Source organism: Lactiplantibacillus mudanjiangensis, from assembly GCF_005405385.1.
In the GTDB taxonomy this organism is placed as follows: domain Bacteria; phylum Bacillota; class Bacilli; order Lactobacillales; family Lactobacillaceae; genus Lactiplantibacillus; species Lactiplantibacillus mudanjiangensis.
Genome location: NZ_BJDY01000003.1, coordinates 572,638 through 594,874 on the forward strand (window position 1 = coordinate 572,638; position 22,237 = coordinate 594,874).

Genomic DNA, 22,237 nt, shown 5'->3' on the forward strand with positions numbered 1-22,237 from the left:
AGGCCCCACGTTTTAAGTTAGTCGTTTAATTCGGTTTGAATGGTGATACCTTTAACTTGGCGTTTAGCCACGACAATCGCAATGATGAAGATGACGAGATAGATACCAGCGACAGCTAAAGAAATAGCCGGTGACATCGTGAAATTACTAAAGTCAGCGGCATGGTTAACTAGTTGAGTGATCAGTGAGACGTCGGTAATGGCATGCAAGGCAATAGTTAGCATGAGATTGTTGGTGCTCACGTAGAGACTGGCGAAAAAAGTTCCTAAAGCCATCGCAAATAAGATTTGCGGTAAGACATAAGTCCAAGAAATCTGGGTCGTGTTGATCAAGTGTAAACCACCAAATAAAACACTTGATAATAAGACCGTTGCGAGTGGTTTACCGGGTAGTGATCGTGCCAAGAGGGGAATTATTAAGCCACGAAAGACAAATTCTTCTGTTAACCCAATGAGGATGACATAGCAGAGATAAAAAGCCATGACCGGTTGAAAGGGCGTCTGAAATAGCTGAACGAGTTTAGCGACCGCTAGAAAGGCGACTAAAATCATCGCTGGGATGGCCAAATGAAACTGCTGATCAAAATTTTTAAAGTTTCCCCAATGAACCGGGACCTTAGCAACGTAGTGATTATAAGTCCAAGCGCCTAATAAAACGAGCGTGTCTTGTAGTGGGCCAGAAAGTCGGCTGGACATGCCGGTTAGCTTAACAATCCAAGCCGCCGCAAACATCATAACGGGGACCAGAATGAATAACAGTAACGCTGAACCCCAACCGCGTTTGAAAGTTTTCATAGATTTTTTGCTCCTTAGTTTGGTAGATCTAGTGTAGCACGCATCTAATCAAAATTGGATGACTAACTTTGGTTAGGTGAGTAATTGAACCAAAGATCATCCGGACTAACGATGTTTGCACGGCTGTTTCTGGTTAATCTTGTGGATATTAATTAGTAACCAGTATAACCGAGAGTGAGTCCACATTGAGCCCAGCCGTGGGAGCTCTTAGCGATTTATCGCTTAGAGCCTGGCGTTTTTGAAACACGGGTTTGGTGGTTCAAAACGATGGTTCAGACCGCTTTTTGGCTGAACCAGTCCGCCCACAGCGTTCCGGCTCAATGTGGGCGAACGTTAGGTGGCAAGCAGATCTATTTTTAACCTTTAGCTAGCGATATTTCGAGACAAAAGAGGCCGCGACAAAAGTCACAGCCTCTAAGTGGTTAAGTGTTAATGATGCATTTTAAATTCAAGATAACGATCATTATAAAGGCCAACTTTAGCCGGTGATAGGTCTTGGTAAATCTGTAAATGACGAATCGTGTTGTTATCCGGATAGAATTGCCGATCGTTACGCACAGCCTTTGGTAATAAGGCTTTAGCTTTCAAGTTCGGTGTCGCATAGCCGATGTATTCGGCATTTTGGGCCGCGTTTTTCGGTTCGCTCATGAAGTTTAAGAACGCATAAATGGCTTTGAAATGCTTAGCCGTCTTGGGGATAACCAAATTGTCAAACCACAAGTTACTCCCTTCGGATGGGACGACATAGTGGAGATGCGAATTACCGGCCAACATTTCAGATGCTTCACCCGACCAATCGACAGCGACGGCCGCTTCATTTTGAATCATATACATCTTGATTTCATCAGCGACAACAGCTTTGACGTTGGGTGCTAAGCGGTTGAGCTTATTGCGTGCCGCGAGTAATGTGGCCGGATCGGTCGTGTTCATCGACTGATTCATCGAGGCCAACGCCATCCCCATGACGTCACGGGCACTATCAATGAGCATGATATTATTGCGGTACTTTTTAGTCCACAAGTCATTCCAATGCTTGATGCTACCAGGTTTGACGTACTTGTCATTGTAAACAATCCCTAACGTACCCCAAAAATAAGGCACGGAATAGCGATTATGTTTATCAAAGGCTAGATTCATAAAGCGCGGATCATAATTTTGCATCCCGGTTAGGCGCTTTTTGTCGAGTGGTAATAGTAACTTGGCAGCTTTCATCTTTTCGATCATGTAATCGCTGGGCACCGTTAAATCATAGCTGGTCCCGCCTTGTTTGATCTTGGTGAACATTGCTTCGTTGCTATCAAATGTTTCAACGTTGACGTGATAGCCGGTTTGTTTTTGAAACTTGGTCAGCAGACTTGGATCGATGTAATCGCCCCAGGTGTATAGGTTTAACACTTTTTTACCGGTACTACCGGCACTCGTTTGTAAGTGTTGTGCGCCCAAGGCTAACAAGCCACAAACCAACAATAGGCCAATAATGGCACTGATTAATTTTTTCATCAATGCCGCCCCCTAACCGTTTTGCGATGGCGACTGCTGTATTGATTAATGAAGTAGTAACCGATGACTAACACTAGGGCCATTAAGAACATTAAACCTGATAAAGCGTTAATTTCGAGGTTGATGCCTTGCCGAGCCCGTGAATAGATTTCAACTGATAAGGTGGTAAAGCCATTCCCGGTAACGAAGAAAGTGACCGCAAAATCATCCAGCGAGTAGGTTAAAGCCATGAAAAATCCTGAAAAGATGCCAGGCATGATGTAAGGCACGATGACTTGGCTCAATAGTTGCCAGTTGTTAGCCCCTAAATCCGCCGCGGCATCGAGCAAACTCGTGCCCATTTCTTGAATTTTCGGTAAGACCATTAAGACCACAATCGGAATCGAAAAGGCGATATGACTGAGTAAGACTGAGCCGAAACCAAGTGGAATCTTTAAGGCCGTGAAGAAGATTAAGAAACTGGCCCCGATAATAACATCAGGGGACACCATCAAAATATTGTTCAAGGCTAGCAAGGTATTCTTGGTAACGGGACGAGTCGTATTGTTAATGCCTAATGCGCCCAAGGTTCCCACCGCAGTGGCGATGATTGAAGACAGTAGGGCGATTAACAAGGTATCTAAGAAGATAGCAATCAGCCGGCTATCGGCAAACAAGGCTTGATAATGAGCCCACGTGAAACCGTGATAATTGGTCATGGTTGTGCCTTGACTGAAAGAGTAGACAATTAAAAACAGAATCGGCGCGTAAAGCACAATAAAGACTAACCAAAGGTAAAGGTTGCGCCATTTAAAACGGGTTTTCATTTCGTCAACCCCTTTCGTGGCTGGCGACCACTAGTGAGCCACATGATAATGACCATGGCGATGATGAGAACCACGCCAATGGTTGACCCCATTCCCCAATTCATGGTGGTTAAGAAGTGTTCTTCAATCGCCGTCCCTAAGGTGATCACCTTGTTACCACCAATCAGTCGTGTCAACATGAAGAGTGACAACGATGGAATAAAGACAGCTTGAATCCCAGCTTTGACGCCTGGCAAGGTCAGTGGAAAAATCACACGACTGAAAGTTTGCCAGTTAGTAGCGCCTAAGTCCCGACTCGCATTGACATAGGATGGCTTGAGTTCGCTAATCGAGTTATAGATCGGCAATACCATGAATGGAATCTGAATATAAGCCGCCACAAAGATGAAGCTGAAATTCGTAAAGAGCAGTTGCTTAGGGCCGATACCAATAAAGCTCAAAAATTGATTGGCGATCCCAGCTTGACTGAAAATGCCAATGAACGCGTAGGCTTTCAGTAATAGGTTGATCCAAGTTGGCATAATGATCAGTAACAGCCAGAGCTGTGGATGCTTGGTTTCATTTAACAAATAGGCCGTTGGATAGCTGATCAGTAATGTTGCTAATGTAATCAAAAAGGCATACCAGACTGAGTTAACGGTCATCATTAAATAAGTGCTGGAAGCAAAATAAGTTTGATAATTGGCAAAGGTAAATTGGCCATCAATGTTAAAGAATGATTGATAGATCAACAATAAGACCGGTGCAATGACGAAAAGCACGATCCATAAGGTATACGGGATAAAGTAGGCCGTACTGCGAGTTAATCGTTGTTTTTGTTGCATCTGCTTGCCCCCTAATCGTCTTCGTATTGTTCGAGGCGGGCATCAAAGGCCGCTTCGGATTCATGGAGACGCATGACGTGAATATCTTGGGGGTCAAAGGTTAAACCGATTGGCGTCCCTTCATCGGCCGGATTAGTCGAGTGAACTAGCCATTCATTCTGATCCGCGTCAAAAGCCACGATTTCAAAGTAATTGCCGCGGAAAAGCTGGGAATCAACAGTGACGACTAATTTACCTTGATCGGCTGCAACGATATCTAAGTCTTCTGGACGTAAAACAACTTCAACGTCTTCATTTGGTCGCATACCGGCATCGGCACATTCAAACCGCTTGCCAACGAATTCAACTTCGTAATCTTGTTTCATTTGGCCGGGGATAATATTACTTTCGCCGATAAAGTTAGCCACGAAATGATTGATCGGTTCATCGTAAATATCAACCGGTGTGCCACCTTGCAAAATCTCGCCACTATTCATGACAAAGATTTCATCACTCATGGCTAAGGCTTCTTCTTGGTCATGGGTGACAAAGAGGAAGGTGATCCCGAGGCGCTGTTGCAAGTCCCGCAATTCATATTGCATGTCTTTACGTAGTTTAGCATCTAGCGCCGATAATGGTTCATCAAGTAATAAGACTTTTGGCCGCATGACTAAGGCGCGAGCAATCGCGACCCGTTGTTGTTGCCCACCAGAAATCTCGCTGATTTCACGATCACCGAAATCGGCTAGTTGGACTAAAGCCAAGGCTTCTTGGACGCGTTGGTTGATTTCAGTTTTAGCAACTTTTTGCAATTTCAGGCCAAACGCCACATTTTCAGCCACGGTTAGATGGGGAAAGAGAGCGTAGTCTTGAAAGACTGTATTGAGTTGTCGTTGGTTAGCAGGCAACGTATTGATAACTTGGCCATCAAATTCGACTTGGCCTGAAGTTGCATCGGTAAAACCTGCAATGGTTCGCAGAATCGTGGTTTTACCACAACCCGATGGCCCGAGTAACGTATAAAATTTACCGGCTTCGAGTTCGAGATTAATATTTTTGAGGATTTGATGATCCCCATAACTTTTACAAACGTTGGTTAAACGAATAATTGGTTGTGCATTGACCGCCAATTGAAACCCCTCCTTTTAACAGCTAGTTATAAGTAGGACTCGGTCGTGACTAAGGTAAATGTACATGGACCGGTCCCGGCATTGTGAATTTGATGCCGTTTGGTAGCGTGGAAATACACCGTATCGCCCGCGGTTGCCGTATATTGTTGCGACCCGAGATGTAAAATTAAGGTGCCAGCTTGAACCATCATAAAGGTCTCAGCCGGCGAGGGCTCAAAAGATTTGAAACACCCGTGTGGTGCTAAGGTGATGGTGACCGGTTCCAAAGCATTTTCGTTGGAAGCGGGTACTAACCATTTTAACTGATAGCCCAGGTTTTCATCGTCATAGGTCATTTGTTCTGTCGGATGATAAACAATCTGATGTGTCGGGGTTTCTGGCTTAAAAAAAGCAGCCGGCGTTTCACCGAGTACCGCCAAAATATGGAAAAAAGTTTCCATTGAAGGCGATGATTGATTATGTTCTAATTGCGAGATATACCCCTTGGAAAGGTCGGTGCGTTCACCGAGTTCCTCTTGGGTCAATTGCTTTTGCATCCGTAGATTGCGGAGACGTTGACCAATATCCATGACTTTCACCTTCTTTAATGTGTGTTTTGTGTGAGTAAACTAAAAGTTTAGCTCGATTTATTATTATAATGAAAATGACACGACTGGCAAGTGTTTCTGAATATTTATAGCTGAAACCTAGGATAAAAGCCTACTCCTCCGCATCGCTTAGGAATGTCCCATTCTCGCTAATAAAAAAAGCCCAAGACTAGGTCTCAGGCAGTTGTGACAATGAGCTTAATCGGCACGGTAAACCACTTCAAAAACTTCGCTGACCATTGGGGTGTCAGGGCCTAATTGATGACCGTGTTCTTCCAAAGTTGGGGTGAATTCTTCGGTTTTAAGTTCACGCCAGTTACTGATTGAGCGGTCGCCATCACCTTCGTGATAAGCATGTTCCGCTGAAATCCGGTAAAACGGAATTAATTCAGAGACAACAGTCTTTAAAACCGCGACTGGTTTCATGTCACCATTTAATAAGACGTTATAATCGCCCACTTGGGGAATGGCGACTTGTTCGGCCGTATAACTATCCAGTGGGGTGGTTGTGGCCGTTTTATGACCAGCCAAAATCGCGTCGGTTAACGCTTGAACTTGTTCCGGTTGACCTTGGTCACCGAACCAACGAGTTTGATATGAGGCTCCGTTGGTATCGGTTGTTTCATTATAAGCTTTCCATAATTGTTCGGCAGATTGTGCTGGCATGGTCGTCACCTAATTTCTTTAAGATTACTGAATTCATTCACTTGTAAACGAATTCACAACTTAAGTATAGCATGTCGGTGGCAAAAGCGACATGTCGTTGACCATTTTTTCAGTTACTGATGAAGTTTGGCTACTTTGAAAGGAAACTAACCAATCAAGCGAGGTATAATGAGTGTACGTTGTTACGATAGAATTGACTGAAGGTTGAAAGTTAATGATCACAATGAATGTAAGACTAACAGCGATTTAGACAACGCTAAATTAGTCACGATTGCCAGCCAGCACTATTACCGGCTAATATTGGTTCTGTAAAGCTTTTTTACACTATAGTTATAGCCGAAAGTGAGCCCATATTGAGCCAAGCCGTGGAAGTCTCTTAGCGATTTATCGCTTAGAGACTGGCGCTTTTGAAACGCGGTATTGGCGGTTCAAAACGATGGGCGAGACCGTCCTTTGGCTCGACCAGTCCGTCCACAGCGTTCCGGCTCAATGTGGGCGAACGTTAGGCGGCAAGCATGACCGTTATATCAGTGATTGTTGACCTAAAATATCTTTCAACTTTTAGAGAATTGAGGAAAAATAAATGAAATTATCGACTTTACAAGCTGAATTGCCTAATTTTAAAGTTAAAGTCTTAACTGCGGCGGATCTGGCTGACTTACTGGCGTTGGAACAAAGCAATCCAGCCTATCGACAGTCATTGGGGGCGGGTGAAATCACCCTAGCAGAAATTCAAGCAGATCTAGTGGCCCATCCTGAGACGGTAACGGCCGAACAAAAACAAGTCTTCGGGTTTTATTTGGCAGGACACTTAGTGGCGATGGTGGATGTGCTCAGCCGGTATCCCAAAGCCGATTTCATGTTTATTGGATTGTTGATGGTTGGTGCCGATTATCAACGACGTTCAGTGGGAACGGTGGTCATGATGGGTCTAATGCAGGCAGCTCTAAAGAGCAATATTCATTGCTTGCAGTTAACCCGAGTGACTGCGGATGCTGGTGTGGCCGCGTTTTGGCGTAAGCTGGGCTTTGAAGACGGTGATCAGTTATTTTTACCGTTAGCGCCAAGTGGTCGCTTAGCGGTGACGACCATGACTCGTGTACTGGTTTAATTGAAATGAACCGGTTACAAACATTAAAATAATTCTAATGGAATTCTTAAGTGGTCGCCCTTTAACCAGGATTACCAGGTGTTACACTCGTTACGATAAATAAATCGAAACGGGGTTGTACCGATGATTAAACACTGGGCGAAAGTGGATACCGGAATGTTGATTGTGGCGGTTATTTTATTAGCTGGCATCTTTGCTTTCTTTGGCATCACCGCCGACTTAATGGTAAGCGCAATTGCATTTCCAATTAGTTTGGGCATTTTAATGGCCGTGATGGAATACGCGGCTCGTGAATTGCGTCGTAAATAGATATTCAGAAACATCAAGCGTTTGAGGGTAAAACCTCAAGCGCTTTTTTTGTGCCAAATTAAAAGTAGCTCAACTTGCTAGCTGAGGTTATGCTAGTGATTACTGATTAATTAACATCCGCATGATAACCGAAGCCAGTCAGTGATGGCACCGGTCCTCACAGCTGGCAGAATCACTGACTGGCTTCTGTGGCAAATTTAGCAGCTGATATTGCCGAAACTGTCCTACCCTGATATAATACACCGTAATACAGTGTAGTACAGTTTGGAGATGACGAAATGGTTGTAATTGATCGGCAAAGTGGGCAACCATATTATGCTCAACTAGTAACAGGGATTCAACAAGACATCGCCCACGGCCTTTGGCAACCGGGCGAACAATTGCCATCAGTTAGAGAGTTAGCCAAGCAACATCTACTAAATCCCAATACGGTGAGTAAAGCCTATAAGCAACTGGAGCAGCTACAAGTGATTCAAACTGTCCCGGGAAAAGGCAGCTATGTCACAGCAGCAACCACTAAAACAGCGCAATCCGAGATTCAGCAACAGTTAGTCCAGTTAGTGCAACAAGCAGCACAAGTTGGGATTTCAATTAGTCTCCTACAAACTTGGCTGACACAAATGGAGGAACAGTAGTCATGAGCTTAAAGATCACAAATTTGAATAAACAAATCGATCACCATGCGACCTTGATTGATCTTGATTTTACAGTTGAACCCGGCCAGATTGTCGGGATTATCGGTCGAAATGGGGTTGGAAAAACCACCTTATTTCGAACGATTAATGGTCAGTATTTACCGGATACTGGTCAAGTGCTAGTGGATGATCAAGCGGTATCCGCGCAACCTGAATTACGGCAACGGTTAAGCTTTGTTGATCCGCAAGCGAATTTCTTTAAAGGCGTCACTGCTAAACAAATTGCTTGGTATTATCGCGCGACTTATCCGGAATTTGACCAAGCGAAGTTTGATCAATTAATGACACGCTATCAACTACCGGTTGACCAGAAGTTACGCCATTTTTCAAAAGGCATGTTTGGCCTATTTACGATTATTCTAAGTGTCTCAACGAAGGCGACTTATCTCTTTTTAGATGAGCCGTTAGATGGTCTCGATGTGATTATTCGGAAAAATGTCCTTAATATTTTAATCGATGAAGTGGCTAACGGGGATCATGCGATTCTAATTGCGTCACACAACTTGAGTGAATTAGAGGGCATCATTGATCGGGTATTGATGCTAAAAGATGGTCGAATTAAACATGATTATCAATTAGAAACGATGCGGGCTCAAGCACGTAAAATGCAGGTGGTTTATCGCGATAAGACTATTCCGGCCGTATTACGTGAACAAGGACATATTATTAGCGTGTCTGGTCGAGTCATTGTCGTCGTTTTTGAAAACTTTACGCCAGCTTTGGCTGATCAACTGACGGCAACTAAACCGGTCTTTCAAGAAGCACTACCGTTGTCGTTAACTGATCTATTTGTGGCGAATTTAACGGATGAACATGACTATGAGTTACTATCTTAGGAGGACGGGGCAATGACAAACACAACTTTATGGCGGTTATTATGGCGCCGTTATCGAGTCTTATTGGGAACGGCTTTAGTGGTGATGGGGCTAGTCGGTATTAAGGCCGCAACTGATTTAGTTGGGACCGTTGGTAATTTATTTACAAAGCACGGTTATATTACAGGCAATGCAGACAGTTTATTAATGTTCATGACTTTTGTAGTCGTGACTGTCTTAGGCTGGGCGATATTTGCTTGGGATCATCATACGGATTTTAACCATTATCTATTCGCGCTGCCAGTGACCCGGCGTCGGATTTATCGGCAAAAGCTACAACTGTTATTGACCACTGTGGCCGGTAGTTATGTCTTGATGCATGGCCTTTTTTTAGGCGTATTGGGGTTAATTAAACGGTCGACGATGACTTATAATTTGAACTGGGCCAACGATTTACGCTATTGTGTGAGTCAGTTGATGTTCTTATTGGCGGTTTTGATGGTGGCGATGACTTGTGGGTTGTGGCTGGGCCAAATTTTTGCCAGTGCGCTCACAACGGTTATCTTTATGGCAAGTTGGCTCTTTGCAATTAATGGGTTTAGCACGATTTTAATGGATTTGACGGGCATTCAATTGTGGCGAGTTCATTGGATTTATTACTTTGATCAGTCGACCTGGTCGGGTTTTAGCATTCTAGTACTCGGTAGTTTAGCCGTTATTGTTGCGCTATATTATTTAGATCGTTGGGCTTTTGAACATCTGTCTTTGGAAGAAACTGGCGAATATTTCTTGTTGCCGCAATTCCGACAAACGTTACTTTGGTTAGTTATCGTATATTTGACGGTGGCAGTTAGTTTCTCAAGCTTTGGTCATTTAATTATTCAAATGGTCACCAATCACTATGTTGCAGATTTACCACTCTATCAAAACGTGCTGTTAGCAGTGGTCGTGGCCTACTTAACTTGGAGTATTGGTCGCTTAATCTTGTATCGACCAGACCAAGTTCGAACGGCATTTAAATTCAAAAAAATTGCGTAGCACCTAAAAGGCGCCGTTACTAGCAAGCTTAACTTGCTCAGTAGCGGCGCCTGTTTTTGGCGGCAATTCTAATTTATCTTTGAAAAAAGGGTATTAACGAATTTTGCTTAAGCGTTTGGCAACGGTCTTGATATTCAAGAGGTCCCAATCTTCCAAGTTGTGCGAAATTGAGTTATGGCCCCAAGTGCCACAGCCCAAAGTCAAGGATGGCGCAACATTGTCATATTTGAAACCGATGGCACCTTGTGAGGAAGGTACGTTGATTAAAGCCCGACAAGCGGTCATTTCGAGTGCAAATTGAGTCATGACAGCTTCATCAGTGGTGTGGAGCACTGCGGTATGGCCTAAACCACCCAAAGCGAGGCTCCGCTTCATCAAATTAAAGCCAACTTGTGTATTCTTTGCATGAATAACGGCGAGTACGGGTGATAACTTTTCACGTGAAAGTGGTTGGTCACCACCGATGCCGTCTAATTCAACCGCTAAGACTTTCGTGTCGACTGGAATATCGAATCCGGCCCACTGCGCGATTTGCCAAGGCGTTTGTCCAGCAACTTTTGGATCAACGGCCTGTTTCTTGAGGTTCATGACGGTTTTTTCTAAAGCTGAAACTTGTTCAGGCTTAGTGAAGTAAACGCCATTGGCACTTAATTCGGTTTTAACTTGATCGTAGATGCTATCGTCAACGATTAAGTTAGATTCAGACGCGCAAATCATGCCGTTATCGAACGACTTAGAGGTAATGACGTCGTCAACTGCTTGCTTAACGTCAGCAGTCTTTTCGATGAAACAAGGCACATTACCAGGACCCACTCCTAACGCTGGTTTCCCAGTTGAGTAGGCCGATTTGACCATGGCTGAACCACCAGTCGCGATAATGGTGGCAACGCCTTTGTGATTCATCAAAGCTTCGGTGGCCGCTAAACTAGGTTGCTTAATCCATTGCATCCAGTTTTTAGGTGCGCCGGCTGCAATGGCGGCATCACGAATAATTCGACCAGTTTCAACACAAGTCTTTTGGGCAAAAGGATGAAAACCAAAGATGATAGGGTTCCGGGTCTTTAAGGCTAACATTGCATTGAAAATCACCGTAGATGTTGGGTTGGTTACAGGCGTTACGCCGGCAATAATCCCAACGGGTTCGGCAACTTTCATCACGCCACTGACTGGATCGTCATTAATGATTCCGACAGTTTTGTCATCTTTAATAAAATCGTAGACGTTTTTAGCAGCAAAGTCATTTTTTGCGACCTTATCACGGTAGTTCCCACGGCCGGTTTCTTCAACAGCCATAGCTGCTAACATTCCACGCGCTGCATGCGCCGCGTGAGCAAGTGCGGTTACGGCCGCATCAATCTGTTCTTGGTCCATAACTTCTAGCCGGTTCGCCGCTAATGACGCATTGAAGACTAAGCGATCGGTTGACTGTTGAACATCGGTTTTTTCATCAATTTCTTTCAACATCGCACAATTCCTCCTAAGCCAAACAAAACTTGTTGTTTATTTCACAAGACTTATTATAATCACTTCTTCACAAATGTAAATAGGCAATTTTAAATCACAAAATAAAAAATAAAGCGGGACTAATAGACTGATATATAGGCATTTTATTTTGAAAATAAAGTAAGCGTTTACAACGTGATTAAACCAATAAACTGTTACTAAATTCACAATCTTTACAAACTAATTGGACTTAACCTTAAAAGTCAGCGGCATAAATTAAATTATACGAAAGAAACCGATTACATGTTTAAATTCCAAGTCAAACCAGCCAAATCTTGGTTTTGACAGCATAATAAATATCGCAAAACGGTTATCACTCCTAGGCAAAGTGTGCTAAAATGAATGTGATTCAAAAATCGTATCTCTTAATTAACCTAGGAGGGTTATTTTTATGTCATTTGTAAATGCTGTTGATATGACACAAGACGCATACAAGAACCATTACGCTATTGGTGCGTTCAACACTAACAACCTTGAATGGACTCGTTGCATCTTAAAGGGTGCCCAAGATACTAACACCCCTGTTATTATCCAAGTTTCAATGGGTGCTGCTAAATACATGGGCGGCTACAAATTAGTTAAGCATTTAGTTGCTGATACTATGGAAAGCATGAACATCACTGTTCCTGTTGTTATGCACTTAGACCATGGTAACTACGAAGCAGCTAAAGAATGTATCGAAGCTGGTTACTCATCAGTTATGTTCGATGGTCATGACTTGCCATTTGCCGAAAACTTAGAAAAGACTAAGGAAATCGTCAAATTAGCACATGCTAAGGGCATCTCTGTTGAAGCCGAAGTTGGTTCAATCGGTGGTGAAGAAGACGGTATCATCGGTGAAGGTGAATTAGCATCTGTTGAAGAAGCTAAACAATTAGCTGACACTGGTATCGACATCTTGGCTGCTGGGATTGGTAACATTCATGGTAAGTACCCAGAAAACTGGACTGGCTTACATTTCGAACGTTTACAAGAAATCTCAGATGCTGTTAAGATGCCAATGGTATTACACGGTGGTTCTGGTATTCCTAAGGACCAAATCGTTAAGGCCGTTAAGATGGGTATCAGCAAGGTTAACGTTAACACTGAAAACCAAGTTGCATTTGCTAATGCTACTCGTGCTTACATCGAATCTGGCGCAGACCAAATCGGTAAGGGCTACGACCCTCGTAAATTATTAGCACCTGGTAAGAAAGCTATCGTTGATGTTGTTTCATCACGTATTGGCTGGTTCATGACTCCAGAAGCTAAATAATTAGATTCTTGAATCTCGAAAAGTCGACGCTGAGTCGGCTTTTCTTATGATCTTGTAAATAAAACAAAGTCGCCATCGAATTCAGTTTCGATGGCGACTTTTTAATTGCGCACATTGTCAAAATGCTGATTAACGGCGGTCAGCAATTGCGTTTCGTTGTAGAATAACAAGACGATAAACATTAAAATGTAGAGACCTAACGGTAACCAAGCGTAATTTAGCGTAATCATGTGTTGCGTGGCCACGTTTTGCGGATGGTTAGCAACGTAACCAGATAGGTGGAATAAGCCAGCCGTAATTAATCCACCTAAGCCTAACCCAACGTTGACCCCGAAGTCATCGGTTGACGCTAAGATACCTTCAGCTTGAATCCCCATTGTCATCCCATAACGGATGGTGTCCGCGATCATGATTGACACGAGGCCAATGATCAGGCCATTTCCAATCGAGTTGATGAATGTTCCCGCAAAGATGATGGGGAGTTGTTGTACCAGGGTGCCACTAGCTAGAATGAGTTGGCCAATGGCGGCGATGGCAATCCCCGTTAACATCGTCCGCTTTTTACCGAGGCGTTTAGCAGCACTGACAATAAGAACGACGCCAATCAATGCCGCGAAGGTAAAGCCGTTGACGAGTGGCACTAAACTTTCGCTGTGTTGCAAATATTTAAAGTAGTAGATGGTTGTTTGATTCTTAATGGCGGTTGTTAACCAATACAATAGAATCACAATTGAAATCACGAACCACGGTTGATTCTTTTTTAACATCTGCCAGACTTCGCTTAATGGTTGGTGATCGGCTTCTGGTTGACTAAAGCGTTCTTTGATTTGGAAGAAGGTATTCCAAATTAACGCTAACGAAATGATGCCAAACAAAATGATCGTATATAAGAATCCGTGTTGTTGATTACCCCGACCGAGTAAGGCGACCAATGGTAAGGTGAAAACGGCGACGATAATTTGAACGGCACTACCAGAGAACTGCCGAATCACACCAAGTAACGTGAGTTCTTGATCATTTTTTGATAGCGTCGGTAAAATAGACGTAATCGGTAAGTTTACCGCGGTGTAGAAGAATCCCAGTCCTAGATAGGTTACGTAGGCCCAGATGAGTTTACCAGTATCACCAAAGTTGGGCGTCACAAAGGTCAAAACCGCAAACAAGACATAAGGCAAGGCGTACCATAAGAAGAAGGGACGACTTTTACCAAAGCGTGAGTGTGTATGATCGATCATGATGCCGATAATTAAACTTTCAACGACATCTGCTAAGCGCGCCACGATGAATAAAATTGCGGCCGCGCTAGCCGATAACCCGTAGACGTCAGTATAGAAAAATAGCAGGTACGTGGTCATCATTTGGAAAACCAAGTTATCGGCCGCATCGCTTAAACCGTAACTGATTCGTTCTGGCCAAGCGGTTTGCCAAGGTTGCTGCAAAAAGATCGCCTCCAAAATGATTATAAATTTTAGCTAAAGCACAGTTTAATTGTACCCTAACCAGATTTGAAATCGAAGTAGAGCGCCTTGGACGTGAAAAAACGGCCATTTATCGTAGCTGCTGCTAACGACCTTATCTTTCGGTATGAACGAAGAAAGCACTGCCAACGGCCAATAGACTGACAATTAACAGTAGGCCATAAGTGATGACATCACCAACCGTGGCGTAAGTCCGGGGATAACCTGCGAAGACGATCCAAATGAATAGGCCACCTAGCCAAAAACGACCAGTTTTATAAAAAATCATCGGCTTAATTAAATGCATAATTAACGCCCCCAAGTCTTTAGATTGATTTGAGTTTAATCGGGCGGCTAGTTAAAGCCAACTGGAAACGACTGGTTAGTTAACCGATCAAAATCGCTTGGCTTACATAACGGGGGTATAACGCGTATGATGAAATCTGAAACTAATTTGAAATGAGAGGTAATATGATGACAACAGGTTCACAGCCGACAACCGTGCCACGAAAGAACCTATTGGCCGTTTTTGCGGTTGCAATCATGGCTTTTTTAGGTATTTTGGTAGAAACGTCAATGAACGTGACGTTCCCTACACTAATGAAAACGATGCACGTGTCATTGAGCACGGTGCAATGGATTACGACGGGGTATTTATTAACAGTAGCGTTATTGATGATCACGTCGGCATTCTTAAAACAACGATTTACTAATAAGCAATTATTCGTGACGGCTGCCCTGGCATTCATTGTCGGCGACTTAGTTTGTGCGCTAGCTACGACTTTTCCAATTTTATTGATTGGTCGGGTGATTCAAGCTGGTTGTGCTGGAATTGCGATTCCGTTGATGTTTAACATTGTGGCAGAGAGTGTGCCGCGAGCACGTCTAGGATTTTACATGGGAATGGCTGGCTTAATCTTGATGATTGCGCCGGCGAGTGGTCCAACGTTTGGTGGTGTAATGGTTGCCATGGCTAATTGGCGTTGGATATTTTGGAGTACGATGCCAGTTGAAGGCTTAATCTTATTACTCGGAAGTGGTGCGATTAAACAATTTATTCCCGTTCGTGCGGTGCGGTTCAATTGGGGTCAATTTTTATTATTGGCGGTGGCCTTTGTGAGTTTCACCGTGGGACTGGACCAAATCAGTACCGTTGGCTGGTTAAGTTGGCAATTCTTAGGAGGCATTGGGTTAGCGCTGATTAGTTTGATTGGCTATATTCAATTAGCTAAACATAGTCAGACGCAATTATTGAAACTCGCTATTTTTAAGAATCCAGTTTTTACGTACAGTTTTCTAGCGTATATCATTCTACAATTCTGTAATATCGGGATTAACTTTGCACTACCGAATTACGCGCAAATTGTGGTTGGTGCGAGTTCATTAATTGGCGGCTTGATGCTATTACCTGGTAGCTTGATTACGGCGGTGTTGCAACCTTGGTTTGGTCATTTATTAGATGAACACGGCGCACGATTGCCGATTTTAACAGGGAGTGGGTTATTCTTACTTGCTGCGACTGGATTTACCGTTTTTGGTCGGGCGTTACCTATTCTGATGATTACGATTTTATACATTGTATTCAGTATCGGCCGGTCGATGGCGTTTAGCAATACGTTGACGAATGGGTTAAAAGAAGTTGACTTGGATCAACGGGCTGATGCCAATGCGATCTATAATACGGGTCAACAGTTTGCCGGTTCGATTGGGACTACCATTTTAGCAGCGCTAATGTCGGCAGTGCCCACTGGAAAGCTATCCTATGCGCATGCAACGGCAATTGGAAGTCAATTGGCTTTTGGGTTAATCATGGTCTTGGCTGTGGTGAACTTTGGACTGTATTATTTAGTCTTCCATTATCAAAAAACAGATAAATAAGTAAAAATCGCTCGCCAGCGGACTGGTGAGCGATTTTTTCATAGGACAGATTAATTTGTTTTAGTCACTTTTCCGAGCTTGGTTAAAGCGGGAATTAGTCCCAAACTATCCAAGGTCTGGTTTGGTAAGACCACGGTATTGGCGTCACCTTTAGCCAAAGCTTTAACAGCTTCGGTGTTTTGGAAAATAAAGTAATTTTCGGAAGACTCAGCTAAGGCACCATTTAAAATCCGTGTCCGGTACGCATCGGCATCGGCTTCGGTTTGAACGGCAGTTGCCTTGGCCTTGGCACTGTTCACCAGGGCTTCGTTTTGAGCCTTGTTAGTGGCAAGCAAGGCTTGGTTATTGGCCTCGTTTTCCAAAGTGATTGACTTACTTTTCCCTTCGGCGGTGGCGATGGTAGCGTCTCGTTCCCGGGTAGCTTGCAACAGTTTGTTCATCGATGCTTGAATATCTGCGGAAGGGTTAACCGAGTCAATATTGACCCGATCGACATTGAGACCATAACCAGCGGTGACTGATGAGATTTCCTTGAATAAGGCGGCGTTGATTTCTTGCGTCCCATTTAAGACTTCATTCAGTTCTTTATTCCCGATAATCCCCCGTAAAGAGGCCCGAGTATCTTGAATCATACTGCGAACCGAATCTTCGTTTTTGAAAACAAAGTCTTCGATATCAGTGACATGATACTTCAGCGAAATTTTGACCGAGATTTCAGCGTTATCTTTGGTGATCACAACTTGTTGATCTAAGTCGACAGGCGTTTGAGCCGTATTCACGGTAATCACCCGTGAAATAAATGGCTTGATGAAGTGAAAACCAGAACTGATTACCCGTTCGAATTTCCCAAATGTTAGGACAACGCCTTGATTTGGTTGTGTGATAATCCGAATGGATGCCGCGAGTGTCGAGATCACAAGTAAAATAACGATAAACCCAATAATAAGTCCGAGCATTAGATTGAATCCCCCTATTGGCGGGGCGTAACAACGGTGACGGTTAAGCCATGCGCATCTGCATGCGTGACTTCAACCAAATCCCCAACATGTAACGACGTCGTTGCGCGCAAATGATAAAAGATGCCGAAGAACGTGACCCCGTCAAGCAGCTGACTGGCAGTTAGGGTGAAGCGTTGGCCGATTAAACGTTGATCTAAGTATCCTTCCATTTGAAGTCCCACCTTTATTTATTTAATAAACTAATTATAAGCGGTTTGATACTAGATTGATAGGTTTTAATCTGGAAGTTAGTGACTAAAATTGTTGTCAAAATAGATTGACAAATAGCTATATCGGCGTAAACTGAGTGCAGTTTTAAGTTAAGACGCTATGGGGGGAACGACAATGACTGATAATGAAGAAACGACTTTAAAGGCCACGTTAATGCAACAAATGAGTGCGGCTTATGATGATCCAAAGGTCATGGCAGATCCAGAATTGAAAGCCATTTTGGTCACAGCCGCAACTGGTTTGAATTCAGACGATCAAACGTATACGGCGGTAGTTAGTGAGCTTTCACATAGTATTTCAGAGTATTATGTCGGTCACGGGCATCATAAAGTGCCAGAGTCCTTTTCAGCAATCTATCACCAGATTCAAGCTGATGTCGAAGCTGGCAAGTTAGATGATTCGGTTTTGCGTCAACAAGAATGGTCCGGTTTGGTGTTTGGCCCAATCATGTTTTGATAGGAATTTTAAGTCTTATTGAGTTGGTGTTTCAGCTAGCTTAATAAGACTTTTTTAGTGGATTCCTTTAGGTTGAAAAATAAGTATGACGATAAAACCTTTACTATCCCTGTTTTAGGTCATGCTAAATTAACCACCTACGTCAGTCAGTGATTCTGGTTAGTTTGCGGATGCTAATTAGGTTTGTGATCACTAATTTAGGCGAACGTCAGATGGCAAGCTGATCCAATAAATTTAAAAAAGCGCACAAAAAACCTTCGTACGGGAATACGAAGGTCAAAAGGAGTAGGTCATCAGATGACGGGGAATCATCTGACGAGCACTTAATGAGCGTTTATTCATATAAGCGGGGGGACGTTCACATGCCGCTCATTAAGCTTTGTCAAAGTTATTCGCTTCGACTGATTTCATTACTTTGGAGGAGTAAATGAAAAGAATGTTAATTGTTATAGTAGCAACTTCGGAGGGGAATCCTTAATTGCTATGAATAGATCATAACAACGAATTGTGAAGAAAGTGTGTCGATGATTTTTTGAAAATAAGAATAATTCATTAAAAAAATAAAATATCCTTATTTCGTCAGTTAAATCAGATTTATATTAACGGCGATTCGGGCAATGAGAATTATGTAAGAATTTATTGATAACGCTGTCATCGTGGTAGTAATTTTAAATAGACGGTGTAAAATTGAACTTGTAAAATGGATTGATAACTTAAATAAGGAGTTGTTTGCATGTACGAACAAGCTTGTACCACTATTCTGGTGGGGAAAAAGGCCACGGTTGATGGCTCGACGATGATTGCGCGTAATGATGATACGTTTATGCCGATTACCCCACAAAAATTTATCGTGCATCCGGCCGTTCATGGTCGCCACGAAACGTTAACTTCTGGTAAGAATGGCTTTACAGCACCATTACCCGCTGATGGCTACCGTTACCAAGCGGTACCTAACATTGAAGTTGCGGAAAAAGGAGTTTTTGAAGAAAACGGCTTTAACGAAAAGAACGTTGGGGTTTCTTCAACGGAAAGTGTTTATGGTAACGAACATACTTTAACTTTCGATCCTTTCGTTAAAAATGGGTTGGCGGAAGATTCCTTACCAACCATGGTGACCCCATTTATTGACTCCGCTCGTGATGGAGTGACTTATTTAGGCCAATTAATTGCCAAATATGGGTCACCAGAAGGTAACGGCGTCCTCTTCAATGATAAAGATGACGTTTGGTATATGGAAATTGTCACTGGTCATCACTGGGTTGCACAACGGATTCCTGATGATGCCTATGCAGTTGCGGCCAACCAAGTTGCCATTCAATGGGTTGATTTTGATGATCCTGATAACTTCATGTGGTCTGATGGCATCCAAGAATTTGTTGCTGAACATCATTTGAATCCTGATAAAGAAGGGTTTAACTTCCGGCATATCTTTGGGACTGATAATGAAAAGGATCGCCATTACAATACGCCACGGGTTTGGTATGGTCAACGCTATTTTAACCCTGAGATTGAACAAGATCCACAATCTAGTGAATTGCCATTCATTTGTCATGCTGCTAAGAAAATCTCTGTGGCTGATGTCGAATACGTTTTAGGTTCACACTACAATGAAACTAAGTATGATCCATTTACGGATTCACCAGAAGCCAAGAAGTTCCGGCCAATTGCGATGAATCGGACGCAAAATTCACACGTGATGCAAATTCGTAATGACGTACCAGCTGAACAAAGCGCCATCATGTGGATGACGTTTGGGATGCCTGCTTTTGCCCCTTACTTGCCATTCCACGCGAATGTGTCAGAAACGGACGAAAGTTTTGCCAATACGCCATTAACCTACGACCGTAAGAGTGCTTATTGGTTGTACCGGACCTTATCGATGATTGTTGAATCGCACTATGCAGATTTTGTACAAGAAGATATCGATTATTTGAAGGAATGCCGGATCGAATTAGCACAATTTGTGGCTCAAACGGACGCCGAAGCCGCTAAGTTAACTGGTGATGACTTGACTGCTTATTTAACTGCTCAAGATAAAGCTATGGTTGCTCAAATGCGTGATAAAGCGGAAGACTTAATTGGCCGCTTGATTACCAAAGGGTTAACGTTGTCGAAACTCACTTATAACGTCGACATCAATCTTTAAACTTTTAGTTTTGATGGTGACGTGTGTATAATGAAGTTACCAAACCAAAGGATGTGATCAACAATGGATGAAAATGTTTTATTTAATCCAGGCGATGCGATTTCAGAATCCCATGATTACAATGAAGCGTTACGGAGTGCGGATATCTATAATGCACGCCAAGGTCGTAAGCGCGGCATTTTAATTGCCAAGCCGTTGAATGAGGATCATGGTTATTCGATTTTTTATGCGGATGATCTCATTCCCGCGGAAAAAGCACAGACCGAAAGTCAGTCGTATCACGTTGAAAAACGATACGATGATGACGACAAGACAAAATGAAGTTGACCTACACAAAAACGCCTGGACAATTACGTCTAGGCGTTTTTGTGTGGGGTAATGTATTAGTAATGGAAAAAATAGTACCTCCGCCAGGCAGTGATTCTGCCAGCTGTGGGGACCGGTTCCAGCCAAAGATCGGGCTTCCACCTCGCTTTTAAGCCTAGCCCAAATCGCTAGTCTCAAAAGTCGTCCACATCGTAAGCCCGGAAAAAATCATCCGAACTAACGATGTTTTCACGGCCGGCGCCATCACTGCCTGACTCCGGTTGTATCGTGTTTTAGTAATCATGATATCAGCTCTACAGCCGAGAGTGAGTCCACTTTGAGCTCAGCCGTGGGAGTCACTTAACGATTTATCGCTTAGTGACTGGCGCTTTTGAAACACGGGCTTGGTGGTTCAAAACGACGACCTAGACCGCTTTTTGGCTAGGCCGGTCCACCCACAGCGTTCCGGCTCAATGTGGACGAACGGCAGGCGGCAAGATTCAATTTTTAGTTATAAGCTACCAGCATCTTTTAATCGTTTTTCGAGTAAATAAGCGTCCATATAACCGAAGGATAATTCGACGACTTGATCGAGTTCAACTAACGTGCCAACACGATTGAGTTGGTGATCATCTTCAACGTTATAGAAGATGAAGTGTCCGTTATTAATCGGGCCTGGATAGCCTGTCATCGTTGGCAGGAGCGCATTCTTGGTTGTGAGATGCAACAAGTTGTGAAAATTGCCAGCCTGACGAATTTGACTTTCAAATAGGTCGGTGGTGCCATCAAAGAGGCGCTCGTCGTTTAAGACGGGTTGAACATTCAATTCATACTGTTGATTCAATTCGATAAAGCCACGGACGGTTTGCAAGTAATCTGATTGAATCGAAACTGATTCAATTAATGACCGCCGGCAAAGGGTATAACCACCGAATTGACCGGTCATATCAACGAGATTAATGACCAAGCTGTCAGCGTTTAGTGTATTCACGAAACCGACAAAAAACATGCCGGACCCATCCGCTGAATCGACAGCCACCAATTGATGATGCGCTTGTGCATGGACTAAAGTATCGTTGATGGCCCGTTTGCCGGTTGCTTTAATGTCATCTTGATGGCGATAGTCTGTTTGAACATAAGCACTTTCGAGTAATAGTTCGTTACCTTGGAATTCAATAATACTAATAGCCGCAATGTCGAGCGTTTCAGTATCATGATTGCGATAGTTAAATTTGTCAAAAATCTGGAAGGTGACTTGATCATCCGTAAAACCTTGGACTTGGCCTTCAAGATAATTCTCATTATCAGCTAACACTAACAAGATGATTTGTTGTGTCGTGCGAGCTTGAGCTAGGATTTGTGGTAATCCGGATTGTTTAGCATCGAGTTGTACCGATGTTTGTGGCACCGTGCTTAAGCCAGCTTGATCGGCATTAGCGATGCGAAACGCCATGTTATCCAAATCTTCACTCATGGTTTCCACTTCATCGACAACATCATAACGCATGAAGACGGCACCATCTTGCAGCCCAGCATCGTCATAGGTATTCACGACGACGCCATCGGGTGCCAGACTATCGATATAGCCAGTATAAACAACCTCGCTGTCGGCTTGATAAAGATTGATGAGATCGGCTTGGTGTTGGGCCAATTGTAAAGCTGCCATAATTTCACTCATCGGTCTAACCCCCTTTTACTATAATATTCCTCCATGATAGCACGTTTTAGGGAACCCCCGGTGATTTTTGGTGCA

At 43.4% G+C, this 22,237-nt stretch carries 23 protein-coding genes; 10 read left to right on the top strand and 13 right to left on the bottom strand.

Going from position 1 to position 22,237, the window contains the following annotated elements:
• Nucleotides 1-17: 17 nt before the first annotated feature.
• The 7 genes from FFM84_RS07450 to FFM84_RS07480 form a co-directional block, all read right to left on the bottom strand.
• The gene (locus tag FFM84_RS07450; protein WP_130844245.1) at nucleotides 18-794 is read right to left on the bottom strand and encodes a CPBP family intramembrane glutamic endopeptidase; all 777 of its coding nucleotides are present in this window, start codon (nucleotides 792-794) and stop codon (nucleotides 18-20) included.
• 429 nt (nucleotides 795-1,223) lie between these two features.
• On the bottom strand, nucleotides 1,224-2,294 hold the full coding sequence (locus FFM84_RS07455; RefSeq protein ID WP_130844244.1) for an ABC transporter substrate-binding protein: 1,071 nt from the start codon (nucleotides 2,292-2,294) through the stop codon (nucleotides 1,224-1,226).
• Nucleotides 2,294-3,100, bottom strand: coding sequence for an ABC transporter permease (locus tag FFM84_RS07460; RefSeq protein ID WP_130844243.1), 807 nt, complete (start codon nucleotides 3,098-3,100; stop codon nucleotides 2,294-2,296). Before FFM84_RS07460 ends, FFM84_RS07455 begins: the two co-directional genes overlap by 1 nt.
• The gene (locus FFM84_RS07465) at nucleotides 3,097-3,924 is read right to left on the bottom strand and encodes an ABC transporter permease (RefSeq protein ID WP_130844242.1); all 828 of its coding nucleotides are present in this window, start codon (nucleotides 3,922-3,924) and stop codon (nucleotides 3,097-3,099) included. Before FFM84_RS07465 ends, FFM84_RS07460 begins: the two co-directional genes overlap by 4 nt.
• An 11-nt stretch (nucleotides 3,925-3,935) precedes the next feature.
• Complete coding sequence (locus FFM84_RS07470) at nucleotides 3,936-5,033, bottom strand: ABC transporter ATP-binding protein (protein ID WP_130844241.1); 1,098 nt, start codon at nucleotides 5,031-5,033, stop codon at nucleotides 3,936-3,938.
• 26 nt (nucleotides 5,034-5,059) lie between these two features.
• A complete protein-coding gene (locus FFM84_RS07475) occupies nucleotides 5,060-5,602 on the bottom strand; it encodes a helix-turn-helix domain-containing protein (protein WP_130844240.1) in 543 nt (180 codons plus the stop codon).
• A 216-nt stretch (nucleotides 5,603-5,818) separates the two neighbouring features.
• The gene (locus FFM84_RS07480; RefSeq protein ID WP_130844239.1) at nucleotides 5,819-6,286 is read right to left on the bottom strand and encodes an ASCH domain-containing protein; all 468 of its coding nucleotides are present in this window, start codon (nucleotides 6,284-6,286) and stop codon (nucleotides 5,819-5,821) included.
• Between the two features lie 583 nt (nucleotides 6,287-6,869).
• Between FFM84_RS07480 and FFM84_RS07485 the strand changes: the two genes are divergently transcribed.
• The 5 genes from FFM84_RS07485 (at nucleotide 6,870) to FFM84_RS07505 (ending at nucleotide 10,254) form a co-directional block, all read left to right on the top strand.
• Nucleotides 6,870-7,397: a GNAT family N-acetyltransferase gene (locus FFM84_RS07485; protein ID WP_130844238.1), complete on the top strand. Its 528-nt coding sequence runs from the start codon at nucleotides 6,870-6,872 to the stop codon at nucleotides 7,395-7,397.
• Nucleotides 7,398-7,520: 123 nt separating this feature from the next.
• Entirely contained in the window at nucleotides 7,521-7,706 is a 186-nt protein-coding gene (locus FFM84_RS07490) for a hypothetical protein (RefSeq protein WP_130844237.1), read from the top strand.
• 278 nt (nucleotides 7,707-7,984) lie between these two features.
• Nucleotides 7,985-8,341 (top strand): GntR family transcriptional regulator, encoded by a 357-nt coding sequence (locus FFM84_RS07495; protein ID WP_130844236.1) that lies wholly within the window; start codon nucleotides 7,985-7,987, stop codon nucleotides 8,339-8,341.
• A gap of 2 nt (nucleotides 8,342-8,343) precedes the next feature.
• Entirely contained in the window at nucleotides 8,344-9,237 is an 894-nt protein-coding gene (locus tag FFM84_RS07500) for an ATP-binding cassette domain-containing protein (RefSeq protein ID WP_130844235.1), read from the top strand.
• Nucleotides 9,238-9,249: 12 nt separating this feature from the next.
• Nucleotides 9,250-10,254 carry a hypothetical protein gene (locus FFM84_RS07505; protein WP_130844234.1) on the top strand — a complete coding sequence of 335 codons (1,005 nt, stop codon included), beginning with the start codon at nucleotides 9,250-9,252 and terminating at the stop codon, nucleotides 10,252-10,254.
• Nucleotides 10,255-10,347: 93 nt separating this feature from the next.
• Here FFM84_RS07505 and FFM84_RS07510 read toward each other — a convergent pair whose 3' ends face one another.
• Nucleotides 10,348-11,718 (bottom strand): aldehyde dehydrogenase family protein, encoded by a 1,371-nt coding sequence (locus tag FFM84_RS07510; RefSeq protein ID WP_130844233.1) that lies wholly within the window; start codon nucleotides 11,716-11,718, stop codon nucleotides 10,348-10,350.
• Between the two features lie 430 nt (nucleotides 11,719-12,148).
• Between FFM84_RS07510 and fba the strand changes: the two genes are divergently transcribed.
• Nucleotides 12,149-13,012, top strand: a complete 864-nt coding sequence (gene fba / locus FFM84_RS07515; RefSeq protein ID WP_130844232.1) for a class II fructose-1,6-bisphosphate aldolase — start codon at nucleotides 12,149-12,151, stop codon at nucleotides 13,010-13,012.
• Between the two features lie 101 nt (nucleotides 13,013-13,113).
• Here the strand turns inward: fba and FFM84_RS07520 are convergent, their stop codons facing one another.
• Nucleotides 13,114-14,451 carry an MFS transporter gene (locus FFM84_RS07520; protein WP_130844231.1) on the bottom strand — a complete coding sequence of 446 codons (1,338 nt, stop codon included), beginning with the start codon at nucleotides 14,449-14,451 and terminating at the stop codon, nucleotides 13,114-13,116.
• 133 nt (nucleotides 14,452-14,584) lie between these two features.
• Nucleotides 14,585-14,776 carry a hypothetical protein gene (locus FFM84_RS07525; protein ID WP_130844230.1) on the bottom strand — a complete coding sequence of 64 codons (192 nt, stop codon included), beginning with the start codon at nucleotides 14,774-14,776 and terminating at the stop codon, nucleotides 14,585-14,587.
• 167 nt (nucleotides 14,777-14,943) lie between these two features.
• Here FFM84_RS07525 and FFM84_RS07530 point away from each other — a divergent pair, with 167 nt between their 5' ends.
• Complete coding sequence (locus FFM84_RS07530; RefSeq protein WP_225424750.1) at nucleotides 14,944-16,347, top strand: MFS transporter; 1,404 nt, start codon at nucleotides 14,944-14,946, stop codon at nucleotides 16,345-16,347.
• A 50-nt stretch (nucleotides 16,348-16,397) separates the two neighbouring features.
• On the opposite strand, the gene FFM84_RS07535 is transcribed toward FFM84_RS07530, so the two are convergent.
• Nucleotides 16,398-17,303 carry an SPFH domain-containing protein gene (locus FFM84_RS07535; RefSeq protein WP_130844228.1) on the bottom strand — a complete coding sequence of 302 codons (906 nt, stop codon included), beginning with the start codon at nucleotides 17,301-17,303 and terminating at the stop codon, nucleotides 16,398-16,400.
• Nucleotides 17,304-17,317: 14 nt separating this feature from the next.
• The gene (locus FFM84_RS07540) at nucleotides 17,318-17,515 is read right to left on the bottom strand and encodes a hypothetical protein (RefSeq protein ID WP_130844227.1); all 198 of its coding nucleotides are present in this window, start codon (nucleotides 17,513-17,515) and stop codon (nucleotides 17,318-17,320) included.
• 175 nt (nucleotides 17,516-17,690) lie between these two features.
• Between FFM84_RS07540 and FFM84_RS07545 the strand changes: the two genes are divergently transcribed.
• From FFM84_RS07545 to FFM84_RS07555, 3 genes are all read left to right on the top strand, one after another.
• Nucleotides 17,691-18,032, top strand: coding sequence for a bacteriocin immunity family protein (locus FFM84_RS07545; RefSeq protein ID WP_165450282.1), 342 nt, complete (start codon nucleotides 17,691-17,693; stop codon nucleotides 18,030-18,032).
• 733 nt (nucleotides 18,033-18,765) lie between these two features.
• A complete protein-coding gene (locus tag FFM84_RS07550) occupies nucleotides 18,766-20,178 on the top strand; it encodes a C69 family dipeptidase (RefSeq protein ID WP_130844225.1) in 1,413 nt (470 codons plus the stop codon).
• Nucleotides 20,179-20,241: 63 nt separating this feature from the next.
• Nucleotides 20,242-20,499, top strand: a complete 258-nt coding sequence (locus FFM84_RS07555) for a hypothetical protein (protein WP_130844224.1) — start codon at nucleotides 20,242-20,244, stop codon at nucleotides 20,497-20,499.
• 496 nt (nucleotides 20,500-20,995) lie between these two features.
• On the opposite strand, the gene FFM84_RS07560 is transcribed toward FFM84_RS07555, so the two are convergent.
• Nucleotides 20,996-22,162, bottom strand: a complete 1,167-nt coding sequence (locus tag FFM84_RS07560) for a hypothetical protein (RefSeq protein ID WP_130844223.1) — start codon at nucleotides 22,160-22,162, stop codon at nucleotides 20,996-20,998.
• Between the last annotated feature and the right edge of the window lie 75 nt (nucleotides 22,163-22,237).

Excerpts from the sequence above, each read along its gene's own strand:
- FFM84_RS07450 (WP_130844245.1), bottom strand. The coding sequence starts at position 794 with ATGAAAACTTTCAAACGCGGTTGGGGTTCAGCGTTACTGTTATTCATT.
- FFM84_RS07455 (WP_130844244.1), bottom strand. The coding sequence starts at position 2,294 with ATGAAAAAATTAATCAGTGCCATTATTGGCCTATTGTTGGTTTGTGGC.
- FFM84_RS07460 (WP_130844243.1), bottom strand. The coding sequence starts at position 3,100 with ATGAAAACCCGTTTTAAATGGCGCAACCTTTACCTTTGGTTAGTCTTT.
- FFM84_RS07465 (WP_130844242.1), bottom strand. The coding sequence starts at position 3,924 with ATGCAACAAAAACAACGATTAACTCGCAGTACGGCCTACTTTATCCCG.
- FFM84_RS07475 (WP_130844240.1), bottom strand. The coding sequence starts at position 5,602 with ATGGATATTGGTCAACGTCTCCGCAATCTACGGATGCAAAAGCAATTG.
- FFM84_RS07480 (WP_130844239.1), bottom strand. The coding sequence starts at position 6,286 with ATGCCAGCACAATCTGCCGAACAATTATGGAAAGCTTATAATGAAACA.
- FFM84_RS07485 (WP_130844238.1), top strand. The coding sequence starts at position 6,870 with ATGAAATTATCGACTTTACAAGCTGAATTGCCTAATTTTAAAGTTAAA.
- FFM84_RS07490 (WP_130844237.1), top strand. The coding sequence starts at position 7,521 with ATGATTAAACACTGGGCGAAAGTGGATACCGGAATGTTGATTGTGGCG.
- FFM84_RS07495 (WP_130844236.1), top strand. The coding sequence starts at position 7,985 with ATGGTTGTAATTGATCGGCAAAGTGGGCAACCATATTATGCTCAACTA.
- FFM84_RS07500 (WP_130844235.1), top strand. The coding sequence starts at position 8,344 with ATGAGCTTAAAGATCACAAATTTGAATAAACAAATCGATCACCATGCG.
- FFM84_RS07505 (WP_130844234.1), top strand. The coding sequence starts at position 9,250 with ATGACAAACACAACTTTATGGCGGTTATTATGGCGCCGTTATCGAGTC.
- FFM84_RS07510 (WP_130844233.1), bottom strand. The coding sequence starts at position 11,718 with ATGTTGAAAGAAATTGATGAAAAAACCGATGTTCAACAGTCAACCGAT.
- fba (WP_130844232.1), top strand. The coding sequence starts at position 12,149 with ATGTCATTTGTAAATGCTGTTGATATGACACAAGACGCATACAAGAAC.
- FFM84_RS07525 (WP_130844230.1), bottom strand. The coding sequence starts at position 14,776 with ATGCATTTAATTAAGCCGATGATTTTTTATAAAACTGGTCGTTTTTGG.
- FFM84_RS07530 (WP_225424750.1), top strand. The coding sequence starts at position 14,944 with ATGACAACAGGTTCACAGCCGACAACCGTGCCACGAAAGAACCTATTG.
- FFM84_RS07535 (WP_130844228.1), bottom strand. The coding sequence starts at position 17,303 with ATGCTCGGACTTATTATTGGGTTTATCGTTATTTTACTTGTGATCTCG.
- FFM84_RS07540 (WP_130844227.1), bottom strand. The coding sequence starts at position 17,515 with ATGGAAGGATACTTAGATCAACGTTTAATCGGCCAACGCTTCACCCTA.
- FFM84_RS07545 (WP_165450282.1), top strand. The coding sequence starts at position 17,691 with ATGACTGATAATGAAGAAACGACTTTAAAGGCCACGTTAATGCAACAA.
- FFM84_RS07550 (WP_130844225.1), top strand. The coding sequence starts at position 18,766 with ATGTACGAACAAGCTTGTACCACTATTCTGGTGGGGAAAAAGGCCACG.
- FFM84_RS07555 (WP_130844224.1), top strand. The coding sequence starts at position 20,242 with ATGGATGAAAATGTTTTATTTAATCCAGGCGATGCGATTTCAGAATCC.
- FFM84_RS07560 (WP_130844223.1), bottom strand. The coding sequence starts at position 22,162 with ATGAGTGAAATTATGGCAGCTTTACAATTGGCCCAACACCAAGCCGAT.